Below are 22,404 nucleotides of genomic sequence, written 5' to 3' on the forward strand. Positions count from 1 at the left end.
GATTGCCCCTTACATCCGGAACACGCCAAAGCGTGTCTCTTCGACTTCAGCATTCATCGCGGCGGCCAGTGAAAGTCCCAGCACATCGCGGGTTTGCAGGGGGTCAATCACGCCGTCATCCCAAAGGCGGGCGCTGGCGTAGTAGGGATGGCCCTGATGCTCATACTGTTCGCGCGTGGGCTGTTTGAAGGCTTCTTCTTCCTCCTTGCTCCACTCGCGACCATCGCGCTCGTGCTGTTCGCGCTTGACCTGGGCCAGCACGCCCGCCGCCTGTTCACCCCCCATCACGGAAATACGCGCGTTGGGCCACATAAACAGCAGGTTGGGATCATAAGCCCGCCCGCACATGCCGTAGTTACCAGCGCCGAAGCTGCCGCCAATCAGGACGGTGTATTTGGGCACCTTGGCGCAGGCCACGGCGGTGACCAGCTTGGCGCCGTGCTTGGCAATACCTTCGTGTTCGTACTTTGAACCGACCATAAAGCCGGTGATGTTCTGCAGGAAGATCAGCGGAATCTTGCGCTGGGCACAGAGCTCAATAAAGTGCGCCCCCTTGACGGCACTCTCAGAAAACAGCACGCCGTTGTTGGCCACGATACCCACCGGATAGCCGTGGATGTGCGCAAAGCCGGTGACCAGCGTATCGCCGTAGTAGCGCTTGAACTCGTCAAAGTCGGAGTCATCGACGATGCGGCCAATGACTTCCCGCACGTCATAGGGCTTTTTAAGGTCGGTGCCGACAATGCCATACAGCTCGGTGGGGTCGAGCCTGGGTGGCTTGGGCGCCTGCATGGCAAGCTGGCCGCGTTTCTGCCAGTTGAGCCGCGAGACACAGGCGCGGGCAAGCTGCAGCGCGTGGGCATCGTTTTCGGCGTAGTGGTCGGCCACGCCGCTGACTTTGGCATGCACATCCGCGCCGCCCAGATCTTCAGCGCTGATGCTTTCACCGGTGGCGGCTTTTACCAAGGGCGGTCCGCCGAGGAAAATCGTGCCCTGTTCTTTAACGATGATCGACTCATCCGCCATGGCGGGCACATAAGCGCCGCCTGCGGTACAGGAGCCCATCACCACGGCAATTTGGGGGATACCTTCGGCGGACATTGTCGCCTGGTTGTAGAAGATGCGACCGAAATGGTCGCGGTCAGGGAAGACTTCATCCTGGAGGGGCAGGAAAGCACCGCCGGAATCGACCAGATAAATACACGGCAGGCGATGCTTGCGGGCGATCTCCTGGGCGCGAATATGCTTTTTAACCGTCAGCGGAAAATAGGTGCCGCCTTTGACCGTGGCGTCGTTGGCCACGATGACGCACTCGACGCCGGAAACCCGGCCAATACCGGTCACAACGCCTGCCGCCGGAATCTCACTGTCGTAAATATGGTGAGCTGCCAGGGCGGAGAATTCTAGAAATGGTGACCCCTCATCGATCAAGTGATCGATACGGTCACGAACAAACAGTTTGCCGCGGCTTTCATGGCGCTCGCGGGCTTTGGCACCGCCGCCCTCGGCAATGGCGGCCGTAAGCTCACGTAGCTTGCTAACTTCACCGAGCATTGCGGCTTCGTTGGCTTGGAACACATCGCTGCGCGGATTGATTTGGCTATTGATGGTACTCATGGCGCGGCCCTGCTGATTTTCGTTAAAGGGTTTCCGTGAAGAGTTCGCGGCCAATCAGCATCCGCCGAATCTCGCTGGTGCCCGCGCCAATTTCGTAAAGCTTGGCGTCGCGCAGCAGGCGGCCAGTGGGGTACTCGTTGATATAGCCGTTGCCGCCGAGTAGCTGAATCGCATCAAGCGCTACCTGGGTGGCTTTTTCCGCGCAGTAGAGAATCACCCCGGCAGCGTCTTTGCGGGAGGTCTTGCCGCGGTCGCAGGCACCCGCCACGGCATAAAGATAGGCCCGGCAGGCGTTCAGGGTGGTGTACATATCCGCTACCTTGCCCTGCACCAGTTGGAATTCGCCAATCGACTGGTTGAACTGCTTGCGCTCGTGGATATAGGGCAGCACCACATCCATGGCGGCCTGCATGATGCCGATGGGGCCGGCCGCGAGCACGGTGCGCTCGTAATCCAGGCCGCTCATCAGTACGCGAACGCCTTTGCCCTCATCCCCCAGAATATTCTCGACGGGAACGGCGCAGTCCTGGAACACCAGTTCGCAGGTGTTGGAGCCGCGCATGCCCAGCTTGTCGAGCTTCTGGGCGGTCGAGAAACCGGGCATGCCTTTTTCGATAATAAAGGCAGTGATGCCTTTGGAACCGGCGTCCGGGTCGGTCTTGGCGTAGACCACCAGCACATCCGCGTCCGGGCCATTGGTGATCCACATCTTGTTGCCGTTAAGGATGTAGTGGTCGCCATCGCGTTTAGCACGCAGCTGCATGGAAACCACATCGGAACCGGCGCCGGGTTCCGACATGGCCAGGGCACCCACATGGTCACCGCTGATCAGTTTGGGCAGGTACTTGGCTTTCTGTTCGGCGGTGGCGTTGATCTTGATCTGATTGACGCACAGGTTGGAGTGGGCGCCGTAGGAGAGTGCCACCGAGGCGCTGGCCCGCGAAATCTCTTCCATGGCGATACAGTGGGCGAGATAGCCCATACCGCTGCCACCATCTTCTTCAGAAACGGTAATACCCAATAAGCCCATATCGCCGAACTTCTTCCATAGGTCGTTGGGAAATTCATTGCTCTGGTCGATTTCGGCAGCGCGTGGGGCAATCTCGCTAGCAGCGAAGGCGTTGACCTGCTCGCGCAGCATATTCAGCTCGTCATCCAGGCCAAAATTGAGTTCTGAGTAGTGTGAAAACATGGTCAATCACCTGTTGTTCATTGTGTTGGTAAGCGCGCTGGCGGCATGTAGAGCCGTTATCTATTCAATGCGTAGTCGCGGATGAAGAGGGCGATGTTGTATCGGGTTCCGTCTGCTCTTCTTCGCGTTGTTTTTGATTCAGTTCCTCCAGCGCCTGACGGCAGCGAATTTCTGCGCTTTCGAGCTCAAGCTGGACCATGGTGATATCTTTCATCTGCTGGTCCAGTGCAGAGCGGCGCTCGGCTATCTTGCTGAGCATTAAATTCAGCTGTTTTTTACTGCCGCTGCGGGTCTCGTCCCAGAGCTCGAACAGCTCGCGAATCTCGGCGAGTGAAAACCCCAGTCGCTTACCACGAATGGTCAGCTTGAGTCGCACCCGATCCTTACTGCTGTAGACGCGGGTTTGCCCGCGGCGGGTGGGGTGAAGCAACTCTTGGTCTTCGTAGAAACGGATGCTGCGGGTGGTCAAATCAAATTCGTTGGCCAATTCGCTGATCGAGTAGGTTTTGCTCATGGTGACGTTCTCTCAAAAGGGCATTGTTCCCAAGAATCATTCTTAAGGCATACCTTCTATGGAACACTGCCAGTGAGGCTAAAACAAGTTTACGTTAACGTAAAGCATATCTTGTTTTCTTTGTTTTGCTGATAGACGTTGCCAATCTTCTGAATAAGAAGTCTTTTTTACAAAACAAGGTCAGTATCTTTCCCTTGCGTAGACCAAAGTTGTAATTGTAATTACCTGACAGAGGTTGCTAGTTTGCACCTACACCTTACGTTAAGGTAAGAATATGTTGCCAGCTAACGAATTTTGCTTCTAGTAAGTACAGGCTGGTGTAAAGAAGTCACTGGAACATGAGGCATGCATCAACATGTCATCGTGAGTCAGAGGGTTCTAAGTCAGCACAAGAACAACAAGAGGCTTACCACTTCATGTGTGCAGACGATGTTCGGAAAGTGCCCGTTCTCGAAACGCGCGGGCTGACCAAAGAGTTTCGCGGTTTTACAGCGGTGGACGATGTCAATCTCCAGGTACAGGAAGGGCATATCCACGCCTTGATAGGGCCTAATGGCGCTGGCAAAACCACGGTGTTCAATCTGCTGACCAAGTTTCTACCCCCTACGCGCGGGGAGATTCTCTATCGGGGTAACGCCATTACCTCGATGAAATCCAATGAGATCGCGCGACTGGGTATGGTGCGCTCCTTCCAGATTTCAGCCGTATTTGCCCATATGACCGCGCTGGAAAACGTGCGGGTGGCGCTCCAGCGTAAGTTGGGTACCTCGTTCCACTTCTGGAAGTCAGAGAAATCCCTGGATCACCTCAATGAGCGTGCCCTTGAATTACTGGAAGAAGTGGGGCTTGGCGAGTATGCCGATACGCTAACCGTTGAGATGCCCTACGGGCGCAAGCGGGCATTGGAAGTCGCTACTACGCTGGCGCTTGATCCGACCATGATGCTGCTGGATGAACCCACACAAGGCATGGGCGCGGAAGACGTCGACCGCATCGTGGCGTTGATCAAGCGGGTATCGAAAGGCCGTACGGTTTTGATGGTGGAGCATAATCTGAGCGTGGTGAGCCGCCTGTGCGATCGTATTACCGTTCTGGCGCGTGGTGCCGTGTTGGCCGAGGGCGATTACGACAATGTGTCCCGTAACCCGCTAGTGCGCGAAGCCTATATGGGCAGCGACGCCGCCGAAGAGGAAGGAGCTGCCGTATGAATACCGTTGAAGCGCAGGCACCTATCGACCAGGCACCTGGCGATAATGTTCAGGGCCTGGAAATGCTGCGCGTACAGGATTTGCATGCCTTTTATGGCGAGTCGCATATCCTCCACGGGATCGATTTCGACGTAAAGCGCGGTGAGCTGGTGACCTTGCTGGGCCGCAACGGCGCCGGGCGAAGCACTACCCTGAAAGCCATCATGAACATGGTGGGGCGGCGTTCCGGATCGATCGTCATCAACGGCAATGAAACGCTGCACATGAAGCCGCACCATATTCCGCGCTTAGGGATCGGTTACTGCCCGGAAGAGCGTGGCATTTTTGCCAGCCTTGATGTCCATGAGAACCTTTTATTGCCGCCTACTGTTCGTTCAGACGGCATGAGTCTCGATGAAATTTACACCATGTTTCCTAACCTCTACGAGCGGCGTAGAAGCCAGGGTACCCGGCTTTCCGGCGGTGAACAGCAGATGCTGGCAATGGCGCGTATTTTGCGCACGGGTGCGCGCATGCTGTTGCTGGATGAAATCACCGAAGGCCTCGCGCCGGTGATTGTGCAAAAGCTCGGCGAGGTACTGGAACAGCTCAAGGCGCGAGGCATGACCATTGTGCTGGTGGAACAGAACTTTCGATTTGCCGCACCGCTGGCGGATCGCCACTTCGTGATGGAGCACGGGCAGATCGTCGAGGAAATCAGCGCCGCCGAACTGCCATCGCGCCGTGAGCACCTCAATTCAATGCTGGGGGTATAACCCGACACGGCTTTCTAGCTTTATCTCACAACCCGTGATTGACCAAGCACGCTTGATACTTCGCCTGTACCACAACAACAAAGGCTCTCTAGAGTCAGGAGAATAGCATGACATTTAACAAGAAAACGCTAGCCTGCTGTGTTGCCGCGGCGGCAGCTACCAGTCTGATGGCCTCGAATGCCCAGGCGCAAATGAGTGACGACGAAGTTCGTATTGGCTATTTGGCCGATATGTCGGGTACCTATCGTGATCTTGCTGGCCCTGGTGGCTTAACCGCCATGGAAATGGCGGTTGAGGACTTTGGCGGCAGCGTCAACGGCGCGCCCATCGTTATTTCCAGTGCTGATGATCGCAACAGTGCTGACGTCGGCGCCAATACCGTGCGCGGCTGGATCGACGAGGACAACGTCGACATGGTTGGCGGCCTGGTGGCGTCGTCGGTGTCGATCGCCGTCAGCAATGTGATCGAAGAAAATGATGGCCTGGCGATTGTGTCTGGCTCTGCGGCGTCGAGTATCACCAACGAGCACTGCACGCCTAATCACATTCATTGGGTATACGACACTTACCCGCTCGCCAACGGTACCGCTAAAGCGGTGGTGGATCAGGGCGGTGACAGCTGGTTCATGTTGACGGCGGATTATGCCTTCGGTCATGCGTTGGAAGCCGATGTGACCAGCGTGGTGGAGGCGAATGGCGGTGAAATTGTGGGTGGTGTTCGGCACCCGTTTCCGACCAACGACTTCTCATCTTATATCCTTCAGGCCCAGGGTTCAGGTGCCAAGATTGTGGGGCTGGCCAATGCGGGCTCTGATACGGTCAATGCCATCACCACGGCGAGCCAGTTTGGCCTGACGCAATCTGGGCAGCAGTTGGCAGGCCTGCTGATTTTCCTTAACGATGTGCACGCGCTTGGCCTGGAAGCCACCCAGAACCTGCTGCTGACAACTGGCTGGTATTGGGATATGGACGATCAATCACGTGAGTGGGCTGAGCGTTACTACGCAGAAGAAGAGCGTATGCCGACCATGGTGCAGGCAGGTATCTACTCAAGCACTATGCATTATCTGAAAGCCGTTGAAGCCGCTGGCACCGACGACCCTGAAACCGTTCGCGCGCAAATGGCGGAGATGCCGATCGATGATTTCTTCGCTCGCAACGGCCGTATCCGGGAAGACGGTCGCATGATTCATGATATGTACCTTGCCCAGGTGAAAACCCCTGAGGAATCCACCGGTGAATGGGATCTTTACGAAATCCTCAGCACCATTCCCGCCGAAGAAGCTTACCGTCCGCTGTCTGAGAGCCAGTGCGAACTGGTGCAGAACTAATCAGCCCAGACGTAATAAACAAGCATCCATCTTCGGGTAGCAGTCGTTGGCTGCTACCCGCTTGATGGCGGGGAGAGTCGTACCATGACGATGATATTCGGCGTGCCATTGGCCGTGTTCTTGGGGCAGTTGACACTGGGCCTTGTGAACGGTGCTTTTTACGCACTGCTCAGCCTGGGTCTGGCGGTCATCTTCGGTCTGTTGAAGATCGTCAACTTTGCCCACGGAGCGCAATACATGCTGGGCGCTTTTGCCGCGCTTCTAAGCTTTCGCTATTTAGGTATCAATTATTGGCTGGCGCTTGTGTTGGTGCCGCTTGTTGTGGGTGCTTTCGGTATGTTGATGGAGCGCTTTTTGCTTCGTCGTATTGCTCACCTGGACCATTTGTACGGCCTATTGCTGACCTTTGGTCTGGCGCTGATATTCGAGGGCACGCTGGTCAATATTTTCGGCGTTTCTGGCGCGCGCTATACCGCCCCTGAAGCGCTACAGGGCGGTATGAACCTGGGCTTCATGTTCCTGCCCGTGTATCGGGGTTGGGTGCTGGTGGCGGCCCTGGCGATGTGCCTGTTCACCTGGTTCATGATCGAGCGGACCCGGCTGGGGGCCTATCTTCGCGCGGGGACAGAAAACTCCCAGCTGATGCAGGCGTTTGGCGTTAACGTGCCCTTGCTGATTACCTTGACCTATGGCTTTGGCGTTGGTCTGGCTGCCTTTGCCGGTGTGCTGGCGGCGCCACTGTATCCGGTATCGCCGACCATGGGCTCCAGCCTGCTGATCGTGGTGTTTGCCGTGGTGGTGATCGGCGGAATGGGGTCGATTCTGGGAGCGATTATCACCGGGTTGTCGATGGGGATCATCGAAGGGCTAACAAAAGTTTATTACCCCGAGGCAGCCAATACGGTGATCTTTCTGGTGATGATTCTGGTTCTGTTATTACGCCCCTCAGGGCTGTTCGGTAAGGAGGCGTAAACCATGACGCAATCTCAACACGAAGCCATAGCCGCGCCGTCGATGGTCGTCGAGCGGCAGCGCCGGGCCAAGCAGCGCCGCACCATGTTCTATCTCGCGCTGATCGCGATAGGGTTGGTCGCCCCGTTTCTGGCCTATCCTGTCTTCTTGATGAAAATTCTCTGTTTTGCACTGTTTGCCTGTGCATTCAATCTGCTACTTGGCTACGCGGGGCTGCTTTCGTTTGGGCATGCGGCCTTTCTGGCGAGTGGCGGTTACGTCACCGGTTATCTGTTGGCCAGCTACCCTGGACTCACGCCAGAGGTGGGAATTATCGCAGGCACGTTTTCAGCGACGCTGTTAGGAATACTGTTCGGCGTGCTGTCGATCCGCCGCCAGGGCATCTACTTTGCCATGGTGACCTTGGCGCTGGCGCAACTGATGTTCTTCGTCTACATCCAGGCGCCCTTTACCGGCGGGGAAGATGGCCTTCACGGCGTGCCGCGCGGCGAGCTGCTGGGCTTTATCGACCTGAGCAATAATATCGCCATGTACTATTTCGTGTTTGCGATCTTCCTGTTTGGTTTTGCGTTGATTCAGCGCGCAGTGCATTCGCCATTCGGGCAGGTATTAAAAGCGATTCGCGAAAACGAACCCCGGGCGGTTTCGCTGGGCTATAACGTTAATGCCTACAAACTACTCGCCTTTGTGCTGTCCGCCGCGATCGCGGGGCTTGCGGGCTCCACCAAGACCGTGGTGTTCCAGCTCGCATCGCTGACCGATGCCCACTGGCATATGTCTGGCGAGGTGATTCTGATGACCCTGCTCGGCGGGGTTGGCACATTGCTCGGCCCGGTCATGGGGGCAAGCCTGGTGATCAGTCTTCAGCATATTCTTGCGCAATCGCCTTTGGGTAATTGGGTCAGCGTTATTCTGGGGCTGATTTTCGTGGTCTGTGTGCTGAGTTTTCGCAGCGGCATCGTGGGGGAGCTTGGCAAAATGTACCGCAAAAACTTCAAGTAAATACCGCTGTTTTATCGACAAAGCGGGTTCGCGTCTGTCCGTTGTTGGGTGCCATTCGGCACCCTTTTTTGTCAGGCAGCCATCTACACCAAAGGTCGAGGGGGAGGATGGTTGCTTATGGCAGGGTTAAAATATAAGTTAACGTAAACGTCAATTAGCGTGTTTGGCTTTTCGTCATCCACGCTTGAAGCACACAATCACAATAACGAAAGCGCCCCCTTGAGACCTTGATGTCAGGGGTCGGCTTTCAGCGGAGAGTCGCCATGAATTTCGAGCTGAGTGAAGACCAGGTTGCGTTTGCCGATATGGCGCGTGCCTTCGCCCAAAATGAGCTGGCTCCCCATGCGGCGGAATGGGACCAAGAGGCTATATTCCCCGTTGAGGTGATTCGTAAGGCGGGCGAGTTGGGATTCTGCTCGCTCTATGCACCGGAAAGCGTCGGTGGGCTGGGGCTTTCACGGCTGGATGCCAGCATCATTTTCGAGCAGCTTTCCATGGGCTGCACCTCTACCACGGCGTATCTCACGATCCATAACATGGTCACCTGGATGCTGGCCGATTTCGGCACGCCTGAGGTGATTGAACAGTGGGGCGAAAAGCTGGCCACCGGCGAGCTGTTGGGGTCTTACTGCCTGACCGAACCCAACGCGGGCTCCGACGCTGCCTCACTCAAAACCACTGCCAAGCGCGACGGCGACGACTTCCTGCTCAACGGCAGCAAAATGTTCATCTCCGGCGCGGGCAGTACCGACGTGCTGGTAGTGATGGCGCGCACGGGCGGAGAGGGCGCAGCGGGCGTTTCCGCTTTCGCGGTGGATGCCAAGTCAGACGGCATCAGCTACGGCCGTAAGGAAGCCAAAATGGGCTGGAACAGCCAGCCGACCCGCACGATCACGTTCGAAGACGTGCGGGTGCCTGCCCATCAGATGCTTGGCAACGAAGGTGACGGCTTCAAGATCGCCATGAAAGGCCTGGATGGCGGGCGAATCAATATTGCCACCTGCTCGATTGGTACCGCTCAGCAGGCCATCAACGAAGCCAGGGCCTATATGCTGGAACGCAAACAGTTCGGCAAGCGTCTGGCGGACTTCCAGGCGCTCCAGTTCCGCCTGGCCGACATGGTGACCGAGCTGGTCGCCGCGCGGCAGTTGGTGCGCCTGGCCGCCACCAAGCTGGACGCGGGCGACGCGGATGCGCTTACCTACTGCGCCATGGCCAAACGCTTCGCCACCGATGTAGGCTTCAAGGTATGTGACGAAGCGCTTCAGCTATACGGCGGCAACGGCTATATCAAGGAGTACCCGATGGAGCGCTTTGTGCGTGATACCCGTGTCCATCGTATTCTGGAAGGCACCAATGAAATCATGCGCCTGATCATTTCTCGCCGGGTACTGGCAGAGGGTGCCGCCGAGCTTTAGCCATGCCGAGCTTAGCCGTATTGAATGACCAGACACTGATAGCACGATTCTGGTAAATGTTGTGGTCACCGGCCCGAATAAGGAAAGTGAGATGAGTAGCGTACTGTTTACCGAACACCCCACCCAGGACGGCCACGTCGTTGCGGAAATTACCCTCAATGCCGAGCGTTCGCTAAATGCCCTGACCCTGGAAATGATCGAGGAAATACTACCGCGCCTGGCCGACTGGCAGGACGACGAGCGTGTGGTCGCCGTGCTACTCGACAGCGCAGGGGAAAAAGCCTTCTGCGCCGGTGGTGATGTGGTCAGCCTCTACAAGGCGATTAAAGGTGAGGGCGATCCCGATTTTCCGGAGCGCTTTTTCCATCATGAGTATCGTCTGGACTACGCGCTGCATACCTACCCAAAGCCGGTGATTTGCTGGGGCAATGGCATTGTCATGGGCGGCGGTATGGGGCTGCTAAGCGGCAGCAGCCATCGGGTGGTGACAGAAACCTCGCGCCTGGCGATGCCGGAAGTCACCATCGGCCTATACCCGGATGTGGGCGCAAGCTGGTTCCTGAACCGCCTGCCCAACGGCACGGGGCGCTTTCTGGCCATGACGGGCAGCCAGATCAACGCGCCGGACGCCGTCCACCTGGGCCTAGCCGACCGAGCCATCGCCAGCCACGAGCGCGACACACTGGCCAAAAAACTGACCCAAGCCCCATGGGGCGAAGGGGAGAAAACGGATACCCATGGTGTCGTCAACCGTATTCTGCGCGAGCTGGAGCAAGCGTCGCAGCCGGTGTTCGAAGAGTTGGAAGCCCCGGTTTATAAATTCTCCCCGCTGATCCGCGAGCTGATGGATCACGACACTGTCGAGCAAATTGTTGCTGCCATTAGCGCTGTCAAAAGCGACGACAAGTGGTTTAGCAAAGCCCAAAAAACGCTGGCCCACGGCAGCCCCGTGTCCATCACGCTGATCGATGAACAGCTCAAGCGGGCCAAGTACATGTCGCTTGCCGAGGTGTTTCAGTCGGAGCTGGCGCTTTCGGTGCAGTGTTGCCGTCACCGTGAGTTCCCGGAAGGCGTGCGTGCCCTGCTGGTGGATAAAGATGGTGAGCCTGACTGGACCTACCCCGATGTGGCCTCGGTTGAAGCGTCGTTCATCGATGAGCTGCTAACGCCCCCGTGGGCAACGAATCCGCTCCACGATCTTCGCTGACGTTTTACAACGTTTGGTTTACGACTGACAACCTACAACAAGGACAAATTCCATGAGCACCGTCGCATTTATCGGTTTAGGCAATATGGGCGGCCCCATGGCCGCCAACCTGGTCAAGGCAGGTTTTCAGGTGCGCGCTTTCGATCTTTCGGCAAGCGCGCTGGAAACCGCCAAATCCCAGGGCTGCGAAGTGGCAAGCTCCGCCCAGGAGGCCGTCGCTGAGGCTGACTTTGTGATCTCGATGCTGCCCGCGGGCAAGCATGTCATGGGCCTTTACGCGGAAGGCGATGCGCCGCTGTTTGATCTCATCAAGCCCAGCGCGCTGGTGATCGACTGCTCCACGATCGATGCCGATACCGCCCGAGACGTGGCGGCGTTGGGTCAGGAGAAGGGGATTGGCTTTGTCGATGCGCCGGTGTCCGGCGGTGTGGGCGGCGCCCAGGCGGGAACGCTGACGTTTATCGTGGGCGGCAGTGAGGCTCAATTCGAGCAGGCCAAGCCGGTGTTGGACGCCATGGGTAAAAATATCTTCCACGCCGGGGATCACGGTGCCGGGCAGATTGCCAAGGTGTGCAACAACATGCTGCTGTCGATTCTGATGGCAGGCACCTGTGAGGCGATCAACATGGGTGTCAAAAACGGCCTGGACCCCGCGGTGCTGTCGGAAATCATGAAGCAAAGTTCCGGCGGCAACTGGGCGCTCAATGGCTATAACCCCTACCCGGGCGTAATGGAAAATGCACCCGCGTCGAAAGACTATCAGGGCGGTTTCCAGGTGGACTTGATGATCAAGGATCTGGGCCTGGCGATGGACGTCAGCCAGCTAAGCGCCTCGCCGGTGCCCATGGGCTCCGCCGCCCGCTCACTGTTCACCTTTCATAAAGCGGGGGGTAACGGCAAGCTCGACTTCTCGAGCCTGATGCGGTTCTATCAAGACCAAGACGGTAACGCCTAACGTGTAAGCAACCGTGATGGGCTCGTCGGCAGACCCTAGCCGCGCTCGTCCTTGGGCGAGCCCATCACAATCAGGGTAGAAATGGCGCTGACATGAGGCTGGGTGCCCAGCACCTCGGTGTGAAAGCGCTTGTAGCTGGCGAGGTCCCGGGTTTCGACGCGCAGCAGGTACTCAAACGGACCGGCGATGTTATGGCATTCCGCCACTTCATTCGCCACGGCCATCGCCCGCTCAAAACCCTCCTGAGCCGCCTTGGTATGTATTGCCAACCCCACCGTGACATACGCCACAAAGCCTCGCCCCATCGCCTCTGGCGCCGTGACTACCCGATACCCGAGGATGACCTCGTTTTTCTCGAGCTCCTGGACCCGGCGCAGGCATGCCGAGGCAGAAAGATTAACGCGCTTGGCAAGTTCAACGTTGCTGAGGTTTCCATCACGCTTGAGTTCGTGCAATATTTTTCTGTCAACGGTATCTATTTTCATATTTTCTTGCGAAAAGCGATCGTGTAAATGGATATTAGGCACCAAATTGCGCATTCGAGCACGTAAAATTCTACGCACACTCACCCAAAAGAGACAGCGAGAATGAGCATATCGGTATTGGCTGCCTTAACGGCCTTTGCGTTTGTCACCACTGTGACCCCAGGGCCCAACAATTTGATGCTGATGGCTTCAGGCGCGAACTTTGGCTTCAGGAAAACCCTGCCGCATATGCTCGGTATTATGGTGGGCGTCAGCGTGATGGTGCTGGTAGTCGGGGGCGGACTCATGTCGCTTTTCGACGCCTATCCGCTGCTGAGCAAGGTGCTGCAGGCGGTATCGATTGCCTACCTGCTTTGGCTGGCCTGGAAGATCGCCAACGCCGCGCCGCTCAAGGCATCCGATGAAAAGGGCACGCCCATGACGTTCCTGCAGGCGGCTGCCTTTCAGTGGGTGAACCCCAAAGCCTGGGCAATGTGCCTTTCGGCGATCACCCTCTACGCGCCGGACAGAACCCTGCTTTCCGTGGTGATGGTGGCCTGTGTATTTGCCATGGTCAGCTTCCCCGCGATTTCGATCTGGGCCTGGCTGGGTCTGGTGGTGCGCCAGTGGCTGACCAGCCCCAAGCGCAACCGGGCGTTCAATATCACCATGGCGGTGTTGCTGGTGGGCTCGCTGTATCCGGTGCTGGCCTAGGATTTTGTACTTAGTGAGGGCTCAGGTAACTGGCCTCCAACGCCGCTAGCTCGGCATCAAGCGCTTGCAGCTCCTCACATGGCAGTCCATGGTGCTTTGCACTTTCGATTAACGGCCCCAAGATCGCCCCGCGCTCGGTGGGGCGCTGGGCTTCAACATCCTGAAGCATCGAGGCCTTGTTGCCCGCGGTATTGTCCACGACCTGCCAGACCAGCGCCCGCCACGCGGCGTCGCCTTGGCCCGCGTTTGGCGACTGAATGCTCTCTGCCTGCAATATCATCGCCACTTCAGTTATCACAGATTCCACGCGGCCCGAATACTGGGCACCACGTAATTCGCCGTTGCGCACCCCATGCAGCGCCACCAGCGGATTGACCGCCGCGTTGACCGCCAGCTTCTGCCAGAGTCGGGCGCGAATATCGTTCACTGCCGTCGCCGTTAAGCCTGTTGTTGACAGTGTTTGGACCAGCGCTTCGGTCAGTGAACGATGCTGGTGGTGCAAATCGCCAATAAACGTATGCCCGCGCCCTGCGTGTACCACCTCATCACCCTCGGTGAGATAAGCGCCTTCTGTGGTGGTGGCACATAGCACAGGGCCAGGCCAGGCTTGCGTAATACGTGGCTGGGCCCAATAACCGTTTTGCCAAAGCACCAGCGGGGTAGTGGGGGGTAGGTAGTCAGCAATGCTTTCCAGTGCCGCTTCAGCGGCCATGGCTTTGGTGGTGATATGCACAAAGGCGGGAAGTTCGTTGGCTGCAAAGGGCAGATCGGCCACGGGTCGTGTTTTCAGTAGTCTTGCCTGTATCTCGCCCTCCGGAGTGGACAGCGTTTGCCGCTCAGGCAGCGAGCGGCGGCCAATTAGTGTGACCGTCGCCAGCGAAGAGAACGAATGCGCCAGCAGGCGCCCAATAGCACCAGGGCCAAGTATCCAGTGGGAGGTCATCATTGAAGGTTTCTTGATCAGCGGGTATGGCGCCAAGCTTACCGTTTTTGTTGTGGGGAGGCGACGGTGAGCCAAACATGACCAGCTGGTGAAAAGGGGTAGCAGTCCGGATAGATCGCTTATACAGTTGCGTTATGTAGGTATAAACAGCCAGGAGGTGGCTTTTGGATAGGCTTGAAAGAGTGATGTACGTCGAAGACGATCCAGATATTCGAGAAATTGCCTCCATGTCGTTAGGCGACGTGGGTGGCTTGACGGTCAAGGTATGCGAGTCTGGGGAGCTGGCACTAAGTGAAGCGGAGGCGTTTGCGCCACAAATGATTCTTCTCGACGTGATGATGCCCGGTATGGACGGCCCTAGAACCTTGCTCGAACTGAAGCGCCAAGGGCTCGTTGGCGAATCGGTGGCCGTTGCTTTCATGACCGCTAAAGTCCATCCCGACGAAGTGGCGCGGTATAAGGAAATCGGTGCAACAGACGTCATTGCAAAACCCTTTGATCCCATGACGCTTGCTGACGATGTGCGCGCAATATGGACAGCTTTCCATGGCTGATCCGACATCCACTCAGGCGTTTGCCCAGCGTTTAAAGATGCTTTCGGAAGCGTACTCGAAACGTCTCGACGCCGATTTCGAGCGACTTCAAGCGCTGGTCGAGCAGACGATCAAAGATCCTTCGTGCCTCGATGCCCTTCACCAGATACATGCTGTCCTGCATTCTCTGGCAGGCTCCGCCGGTACCTTTGGCTTTGAGCGGCTGGGGCGCCAGGCTCGGGAATACGAGCGACAGATTAGCGGGCTGCTGAAGCAAGAGTCCACCCAGCCGCTGCCGACCCGCGAATGGGTGGCGCAATTACAAGACACGCTTGAGGCGGACAAGCGCCAAAAAGCCGTGGTGGGCCTGGAGACTTCTCGCCAGGATGACGTTGACGGTGAGCCCGCTATCTGGCTCGTGGAACGAGACCCCATGTTGGCGGAATACATGGCGCAACAGCTTCACAGCTTTGGCTTCCAGGTGCGGCACTTCAGCGATGCGCAAGACCTTGCCGAGGTGGATGATGCCTCACCGGATCTATTATTGATCGACCATCGCGGCACGCGACATGCAGCGATCAAGACAAACCCGGTGGACTTTTGGCTGTCGCAACTCAGTCGCTATAGCTGCCCCGTGCTTTTTACGGGCAGCGAAGAAAGCTTCACGGCGCGACTTCAGGCGCTGCGAAGCGGCGGGCAGAATTATTTTGCCAAGCCCCTGGACATGATCAAGCTGGCTTCCCACATCGCGCAGCTGATCAAAACGAAGGATAGCCAGCCCGAGCGCGTGATCATTGTCGAGGATGACGTCGAGCTGTCGCAGCATCTTGCATGCGTGCTCGAAGCGGCGGGCATGCAGGTCAACGTGTTTGATCATCCTGAAGCGTTTTTCGATGCCCTCAATGATATCAACCCTGAACTGATCCTCATGGATCTCTGGCTGCCCGGCATTACCGGGGCGGAAATAGCCGCACTGCTGGGCCAGATGGAGCGCTGGTCACAGCTGCCGATCGTCTATCTTTCAGCCGAACCCGATGCAGAGCTGCGTGGGCAGGCGCTATTGAAGGGAGGCGATGCCTTTCTCGAAAAGCCCATCGACACGGATCTTCTCGTCAATCTCTGCCGATCTCGTGTCGTGCGGCTACGCAGACTTGAGCAAACCAAGACCCGAGATGCGTTAACCGGGCTTCTCAAGCACGCCAGTATCAAGGGAGCCCTGCAGGATCAGTGGCAACTGGCGCAACGCAAACCTCAGGCGTTTTGTGTGGTGATGCTCGACATCGACCATTTCAAGGCCGTCAACGACACGTATGGGCATGCGGTCGGTGATTTGGTCATCGCTGCTGTGGGAACCTTGCTTCGCCAGCGTTTCAGAAGCACCGATAAACTAGGCCGATACGGGGGAGAAGAGTTTACGCTGGTGCTGATTGATTGCACCGCTGACCACGCCGTGAACATGGTCAATAGCCTGCGTGAAGATTTTTCCGCCATTCAGTTTACGGGAGGGGGAGAGCCGTTTGCCTGTACCCTGTCGGCAGGCGTGGTCGACAACCAGGATTTTCCTGACGATACCGCCGAATCCTTGCTTAACCGGGCTGATCAAGCGCTTTACCAGGCCAAAAACAGCGGCCGTAACCGTACTTGTTTGGCATCAGAAACGCAGCGCGAGTGATCTGACAGCTGAGGTTGACCATGAAGGTACCACCGATCCCCGACAACGAAAGCGATCGCCAGTCTGCGCTGAACAAAACCGGCCTGCTCGATGGTGTATCAGAAGCGCGCTTTGATCGTATTACGCGCCTCGCCCGTCACGTATTTTCCGTGCCTATTGCGCTGGTGTCACTGGTGGATGGGGATCGGCAGTGGTTCAAGTCTTGCCAGGGGCTGGGTGTCGACGAAACACCGCGCGAGTTCTCATTCTGCGCGCATGCCATTCTGAGCCAGTCGCCATTGATTATTGAAAATGCCCTGGACGATGCACGCTTCGCCGATAATCCGCTTGTTCTTGACGAGCCGAATATTCGCTTCTATGCCGGTGCGCCGTTGCACACTGCCGACGGCTACCGGATCGGGACGCTATGCCTGATTGATACCCGGCCAAGAACCCTGTCGGCGGATCAGGTGGGCATGCTTGTCGACCTGGCGGCCACCGTCGAGGCGCTGATACAGGCCGATGAAATCAGCCAGACGTCCTATTCGGCGCTGGAGTCTGAATTGATGGCCAGCCGCGACCACATGGCCTCGCTGATCAATAACATGCCGGGCGTTACCTACCGCTGTCTACACGATGAGCAATGGACTATGTTGTACATCAGCGGGCAGGTGGATCGGGTCAGCGGCTACCAGGCAGCCGATTTGATCGGTAACCAGAACGTCTGTTACGCAGACCTGATCCACCCGGACGATGCCCCAGCGCTGGAAAAAGCGGTACAGGCTGCCATTACCAACAACGTCGGCTGGCATCTCGAGTATCGTATCCGGCATCGCGATGGCAGCTGGCGCTGGGTGGAAGAACGGGGTCAAAGCGTTCCAGGCGACGTTGCACATCCGGTAGTTCTGGAAGGCTTCATCGTCGATATCACGCGCGAACAGAACACGCTCAGCCAGCTCAAAAAGCATCACGACGCCCTGGTGCTGCTCAACGATATCGTATTTTCCTCTCAGGAAACGCTGGATGGCAAGATCAACCACGCTCTGGCGACAGCCAGGCAATACCTGCAAGTGGATCTGGCCATCCTTAGTCAGATCGAGGGTAATATCTATACGGTGCGCTGGATGGAGGCAGCACCGGGCGCGTCATTGTCGCCAGGCCAGCAGTTCATGCTGGGGCAGACATGGTGCCAGTTCATCTTTTCGGGTCGCGCGGACGAGGAGCGTGAGCTGTTTGTCGCGAATGTCGAGCAAAGTGAGTTCAAGCGCCATCCCTGCTATCGGGAAAACCCGTTGGGTGCCTATATCGGCATCGCCATCGACATAGAAGGCCAACCTTTCGGTACGCTGAACTTTTCGGCCAGCAACCCCCGAGCGTGTGATTACGATGATAGCGAGAAGCTGTTTATTCGCTTGTTGGCGCGCTGGCTGTCCGACCTGCTGGCCAATAACCTTCATAACGAACGTCTCAGCAAGTTAACGGCGCAACTGCCTGGCGTGACCTACCAGTTCCGACGTTTCGCTGACGGTCGCATTATCTTTCCCTTCAGCTCGCCCCAGATTGAGGATTTCTACGGCCTCACTCCGGCACAGGCGGCCGAAGATGCCACCCCCGCTTTTGCGCGGATTCATCCTGACGACCTGAGCGCCATTCAGGCCTCCATCGAGCACTCGTCAGATACGTTGGAATACTGGACGGCAATGTATCGTGTGCAATTCGAGGGAGTTGGGTATCGCTGGATCATGGGGCATGCCAAACCGGAACGTCTCGTGGACGGAAGTACCCTTTGGCACGGCTATCTGCATGACATTCACGAGTGGGAGCAGGCGCGTCAAGCCCTGGAAAACAACGAAGCTCGCCTGCGTGGGCTGTTCGATTTTTCCCCCATCGGCATCGCGCTGAATGATTTTGCAACCGGGCGTTTCATCGATTTGAACGACGCTTTAATTGCGCCAACCGGGTATACCCGGGATGAGTTTGTGTCACTGAGCTATTGGGATGTTACGCCAAAGGAGTACGAACCCGCAGAGGATCAGGCGCTTGCCACCTTGAAGGCGACAGGACGCTACGGCCCCTTCGAGAAAGAGTATATTCGTAAAGATGGCAGCCGTTATCCGGTGCGTTTACAGGGCATGCTCAGCCAGGAGCAGGATGGTCGCCAAGTGATCTGGTCACTGGTTGAGGACATCACCGAACGTCGTAAGCTGGACAAGATGAAAGACCAGTTCATCTCGACGGTCAGCCACGAACTGCGTACGCCCCTGACCTCGATCAAGGGGTCGCTTGGCCTTGTGAAGGGCGGTGCCGCCGGAGATCTGCCCGATCAAGCTCAGTCACTCATCAACACCGCAGAACGCAATGCCCAGCGGTTGGCCGCGTTGATCAATGATTTGCTGGACATGGAAAAGCTGGTGGCCGGCAAAATGCCCATGAACTTGACGGTGCAACCCCTGGCCCCGTTGCTAAAGGATGTGGTTGACAGCCTGCAGGGCTATAGCGATCAGCACCAGGTAGCGATACAAGGTGCCGATGCCTGGCCGTCCGTATGCTGCCAGGTGGATGGCCCACGCCTGATACAGGCCCTCACCAACCTGTTATCCAACGCGATCAAGTTCTCGCCGCCAGGACAAACGGTTGCGCTAGTCGTGACAGCCACCGAGCACACTGTCGAGATCTCAGTGCGCGATCATGGCCCCGGCGTCGCACCGGCGTTCCGCGATCGTCTCTTTCAGCGGTTTGCCCAGGCAGACAGTAGCGACACTCGTAAGCTGCCGGGCACTGGCCTTGGTCTGGCAATCAGCCAGGAAATCTGCCAGCAGATGGGGGGCGAGGTTGGCTACCGCGATGCGGTGGGTGGCGGCGCTGACTTTTTTATTGTCTTGCCCAGGGAACACACATTGTGAAAGCCCCGCTGAGCGTCCGCATCGTGCTACTCGTCGTCATCATGAGCGGTATTTTGGTGGGCGGCATTCTGGTGACCGTTTATCCGCTGTTAGTGAACAACTATGAGGCCATCATCGCGGAGCGAGAAGCGGCTGAAATCGATGGGCTGGCATCTGAGCTTGAGTTATCACAGCAGCAGCGGATGCTTGCGCTGGAAGCCTTTGCCACACGCTTGCTGACGGATGAAGGCCGGCTTCGCGACCGCCAGGTGCTGAAAGCGCTGCTTCAGCAACCTTCCGTGGCCAGCCAGCTGTTCCCCGACGGGTTGCTGATCTTTGATGCAGAGGGCACGGCTATCGCGGAAAATCGCTACGTGCCAGGCCGAGTAGGCACTAACTATGCGGATCGTCCCCACTTTCAGCGTGCCAGACAAACCCGGGAAGCGATCATATCGGAGCCGATCTTGGGGCGTACCACCGGCTTGCCGTTGATTTCCTACCTGCAGCCCATCCTGTCGCCCGATCAACGCATCATCGGATACACCGGCGGATTGGTGGATCTGTCCAATACGCCGCTCATCGACGCCGAAAAATGGAACGAAGAGCAGTCCAACATCATCACCTTGATTGTGGATCCGCAGCATCGTCTCTTTGTGTCCATGCGGGAGCGGTTCGACACGCCCGAGCCGCTCCCCGATGACGGCGAGGACGCGCTGGTCGACGCCGCCCTGTCGCTCAGCCCTGCCGGTACCGTTGTTGCCTACCAGCAACGTCCTTACCTGGTGACGACCCAGCGGCTGGAGTCGCTGGGATGGATTGTGCTGCGAGCGTTACCCTACAGCGACGCCATCGCCCCCGCAAAAGCCTCCTTTCGGCAGTTTCTGTTGATCGCCCTGATTGCCATGACACTGGTGGGGCTGGCGGGGGCGTGGATCGCCCGAAGCCTGACGCGCCCAATAGAGCGCATCACGCATCGCATTGATCACATGGCCGACGATGCGCGTTTTGATAGTGAATTTCTGGAGCAAGGCGGCCCTGAAGTTCGCGCCCTCGCGCATTCCATGAACCGTTTGGCGAACGAGCGAAAAGTGGCTGACGACGCGATACGCAACGCCGAACGTTTTTTATCCAATATCCTTGAAGCGGCTTCTGAAGTGGCCATCATCGCCACCGATACCGTCGGCGTCGTTACCGCCTTCAATAAAGGCGCCGAGCATATGCTGGGCTACAGCAAGTCAGAAATCGTAGGCAAGCAGACCCCGGCCATCTTTCACCTCCAGACGGAGGTAAACGTACGGTCAGCGCAGTTAACGACTGCGTTCGGCAAACCCGTCGAGGGCTTCCGGGTGTTTGTGGAAAAAGCCGAGCTGTATGGCTCCGAGGTACGGGAGTGGACGTACGTGCACAAGGATGGCCGCCATGTGCCGGTATCCCTGGTGGTGACGCCCATGCGTGGTGATGACGGTGACATCAGCGGTTATCTGGGTATTGCTGAAGACATCACCGAGCGTAAACGAGCTGACCAGATGAAAAACGAGTTTATCTCAACCGTCAGCCACGAACTGCGCACGCCCTTGACCTCTATTTCGGGTGCATTGGGGTTGATGATGGGGGGCGGCGCCGGCGAGCTTCCTGACAAGGCCCAGAAACTGCTGACGACCGCGCACCGTAACAGCAAGCGTTTGGCGCACTTGATCAACGACTTGCTGGATATTGAGAAGATCGCTGCGGGCAAGCTGCATTTTGATATGCAGGTGCACGCGCTGATGCCGCTGATTGAACAAGCCATGGAGGCAAACCGCAGCTATGGCAGTCACCGAGGCGTGACGCTCTCACTGGCCGGGGATACGCCCGATGTGCTCGTCAATGTGGATGCCCACCGGATGCTGCAAGTGCTTGCCAACCTGCTCTCCAATGCGATCAAGTTTTCGCCGGACGGCGATATCGTCACCCTCTCGGTTGAAGCATCCGACAGTAAGGTAATCGTCAGCGTTATCGATAATGGCCCCGGCATACCCGCTGCGTTTCGCGAGAAAATTTTTCAGCGTTTCGCCCAGGCCGATTCGTCTGACACGCGCGCCCAGGAGGGGACGGGATTGGGATTGGCCATCACGCGGGAACTGGTAGAGCACATGGGAGGGCGCGTTGATTTCGAGTCCAGCGAAGGTAAGGGCTCGCGTTTCTTCTTTGAATTGCCATTGGTTCCAACGGCGGCGGCAACGTCTCTGCCAACGCTACCCGACGATGGTCTGGATAACGACGCTCCCCGAATCCTTGTCGTTGAAGACGACAGTGATATCGCCAAACTTCTCGGTCATATGCTGAGCGATGCTGGCTATCGCGTCGATATCGCCCTGACCGGTCAAGAGGCGCAAAAAAGGCTCCAGGAAACACATTACGACCTGATGAGTCTCGATCTGATGCTGCCCGACATGAGTGGGTTGGATATCATTTATACGCTGCGTGAACACCCCGCTACTGCGAACCTGCCGGTTGTCGTGGTGTCCGCTCAGGTGGAGGAGAATCGGCTGGCACTCAGCGGGCAAGCAACCGGCATCGACTGGCTGGCCAAGCCGATCGATCAATCGCGGCTAATCGACATGGTTCGACGGCAGTTATCAGACACGTCGATACAGTATCCACGGATATTGCATGTCGAAGACGACGCCGATTTACATGAAGTGATCTGTGCCATGGCCGGCGATCACTATACCTTTGAAGCCGCGCGCACCCTCCAAGAAGCTCGCAAACGCCTGCAACAGGCGACTTTTGACGTCGTGCTTCTGGACATAGGGCTGCCGGACGGGTCGGGCTGGGAACTGGTGGAAGATGTTCGTGCTCGTCAGCCTGATGCGAAGGTGGTCATCTTGTCCGGAGCCGATATGGCACAGCAGCATCACGACAAGGTCGAAGCCGTTCTGCTCAAATCCAGGCTATCGAAAGATGCCTTGATTCGTGGCATCGACGCACGCATTCAGTCATCACGATTATCGAGTAAGGCACCAACCGGTTGACAAGGTTGACATCGGCGACGGGGTAACCTTTA

At 57.2% G+C, this 22,404-nt stretch carries 18 protein-coding genes; 13 read left to right on the forward strand and 5 right to left on the reverse strand.

All coding sequences use genetic code 11. The features are described from left to right. Positions 1-9: 9 nt before the first annotated feature. The 3 genes from QC816_RS04950 to QC816_RS04960 all read right to left on the reverse strand — a co-directional run bounded on the left by QC816_RS04950 (position 10) and on the right by QC816_RS04960 (position 3,323). Positions 10-1,617 carry a carboxyl transferase domain-containing protein gene (locus tag QC816_RS04950; protein WP_309781253.1) on the reverse strand — a complete coding sequence of 536 codons (1,608 nt, stop codon included), beginning with the start codon at positions 1,615-1,617 and terminating at the stop codon, positions 10-12. A gap of 22 nt (positions 1,618-1,639) precedes the next feature. Continuing rightward, a complete protein-coding gene (locus QC816_RS04955) occupies positions 1,640-2,809 on the reverse strand; it encodes an isovaleryl-CoA dehydrogenase (protein ID WP_309781254.1) in 1,170 nt (389 codons plus the stop codon). 64 nt (positions 2,810-2,873) lie between these two features. Next, a complete protein-coding gene (locus tag QC816_RS04960) occupies positions 2,874-3,323 on the reverse strand; it encodes a MerR family transcriptional regulator (RefSeq protein ID WP_085918763.1) in 450 nt (149 codons plus the stop codon). A gap of 416 nt (positions 3,324-3,739) precedes the next feature. Between QC816_RS04960 and QC816_RS04965 the strand changes: the two genes are divergently transcribed. From QC816_RS04965 to mmsB, 8 genes are all read left to right on the forward strand, one after another. Beyond that, entirely contained in the window at positions 3,740-4,531 is a 792-nt protein-coding gene (locus QC816_RS04965; protein WP_085918762.1) for an ABC transporter ATP-binding protein, read from the forward strand. Continuing rightward, on the forward strand, positions 4,528-5,286 hold the full coding sequence (locus QC816_RS04970; RefSeq protein WP_217808014.1) for an ABC transporter ATP-binding protein: 759 nt from the start codon (positions 4,528-4,530) through the stop codon (positions 5,284-5,286). The genes QC816_RS04965 and QC816_RS04970 overlap by 4 nt, the downstream gene beginning before the upstream one ends. A gap of 107 nt (positions 5,287-5,393) precedes the next feature. Then, positions 5,394-6,617, forward strand: coding sequence for an ABC transporter substrate-binding protein (locus QC816_RS04975; RefSeq protein WP_066320109.1), 1,224 nt, complete (start codon positions 5,394-5,396; stop codon positions 6,615-6,617). 84 nt (positions 6,618-6,701) lie between these two features. Continuing rightward, a complete protein-coding gene (locus tag QC816_RS04980) occupies positions 6,702-7,589 on the forward strand; it encodes a branched-chain amino acid ABC transporter permease (protein ID WP_309781256.1) in 888 nt (295 codons plus the stop codon). Positions 7,590-7,592: 3 nt separating this feature from the next. Next, positions 7,593-8,591 (forward strand): branched-chain amino acid ABC transporter permease, encoded by a 999-nt coding sequence (locus QC816_RS04985; protein ID WP_309781258.1) that lies wholly within the window; start codon positions 7,593-7,595, stop codon positions 8,589-8,591. Positions 8,592-8,854: 263 nt separating this feature from the next. Continuing rightward, complete coding sequence (locus QC816_RS04990) at positions 8,855-10,009, forward strand: acyl-CoA dehydrogenase family protein (protein ID WP_085918760.1); 1,155 nt, start codon at positions 8,855-8,857, stop codon at positions 10,007-10,009. A 91-nt stretch (positions 10,010-10,100) separates the two neighbouring features. Continuing rightward, positions 10,101-11,216, forward strand: coding sequence for an enoyl-CoA hydratase/isomerase family protein (locus QC816_RS04995; protein ID WP_309781260.1), 1,116 nt, complete (start codon positions 10,101-10,103; stop codon positions 11,214-11,216). A gap of 52 nt (positions 11,217-11,268) precedes the next feature. Next, positions 11,269-12,171, forward strand: coding sequence for a 3-hydroxyisobutyrate dehydrogenase (gene mmsB, locus QC816_RS05000; RefSeq protein WP_268901426.1), 903 nt, complete (start codon positions 11,269-11,271; stop codon positions 12,169-12,171). Between the two features lie 35 nt (positions 12,172-12,206). Here the strand turns inward: mmsB and QC816_RS05005 are convergent, their stop codons facing one another. After that, positions 12,207-12,710 (reverse strand): Lrp/AsnC family transcriptional regulator, encoded by a 504-nt coding sequence (locus tag QC816_RS05005; RefSeq protein ID WP_309781263.1) that lies wholly within the window; start codon positions 12,708-12,710, stop codon positions 12,207-12,209. A 48-nt stretch (positions 12,711-12,758) separates the two neighbouring features. Here QC816_RS05005 and QC816_RS05010 point away from each other — a divergent pair, with 48 nt between their 5' ends. Continuing rightward, positions 12,759-13,349, forward strand: coding sequence for a LysE family translocator (locus tag QC816_RS05010; protein WP_085918757.1), 591 nt, complete (start codon positions 12,759-12,761; stop codon positions 13,347-13,349). A gap of 10 nt (positions 13,350-13,359) precedes the next feature. On the opposite strand, the gene QC816_RS05015 is transcribed toward QC816_RS05010, so the two are convergent. Continuing rightward, complete coding sequence (locus QC816_RS05015; protein ID WP_309781426.1) at positions 13,360-14,292, reverse strand: ketopantoate reductase family protein; 933 nt, start codon at positions 14,290-14,292, stop codon at positions 13,360-13,362. Positions 14,293-14,456: 164 nt separating this feature from the next. On the opposite strand from QC816_RS05015, the gene QC816_RS05020 reads away from it, so the two are divergent. Genes QC816_RS05020 through QC816_RS05035 form a run of 4 tightly spaced genes read left to right on the forward strand, consistent with a single transcriptional unit; the run spans position 14,457 to position 22,372 of the window. Continuing rightward, positions 14,457-14,846: a response regulator gene (locus tag QC816_RS05020; protein WP_309781266.1), complete on the forward strand. Its 390-nt coding sequence runs from the start codon at positions 14,457-14,459 to the stop codon at positions 14,844-14,846. Beyond that, on the forward strand, positions 14,839-16,497 hold the full coding sequence (locus QC816_RS05025) for a diguanylate cyclase (protein WP_309781268.1): 1,659 nt from the start codon (positions 14,839-14,841) through the stop codon (positions 16,495-16,497). Before QC816_RS05020 ends, QC816_RS05025 begins: the two co-directional genes overlap by 8 nt. A 20-nt stretch (positions 16,498-16,517) precedes the next feature. Next, positions 16,518-19,379 carry a PAS domain-containing protein gene (locus QC816_RS05030; RefSeq protein ID WP_309781270.1) on the forward strand — a complete coding sequence of 954 codons (2,862 nt, stop codon included), beginning with the start codon at positions 16,518-16,520 and terminating at the stop codon, positions 19,377-19,379. After that, positions 19,376-22,372 (forward strand): response regulator, encoded by a 2,997-nt coding sequence (locus tag QC816_RS05035; protein ID WP_309781272.1) that lies wholly within the window; start codon positions 19,376-19,378, stop codon positions 22,370-22,372. Before QC816_RS05030 ends, QC816_RS05035 begins: the two co-directional genes overlap by 4 nt. Positions 22,373-22,404 lie beyond the last annotated feature (32 nt).

It is taken from the genome of Vreelandella janggokensis, from assembly GCF_031451615.1.
GTDB classification, from domain to species: domain Bacteria; phylum Pseudomonadota; class Gammaproteobacteria; order Pseudomonadales; family Halomonadaceae; genus Vreelandella; species Vreelandella janggokensis.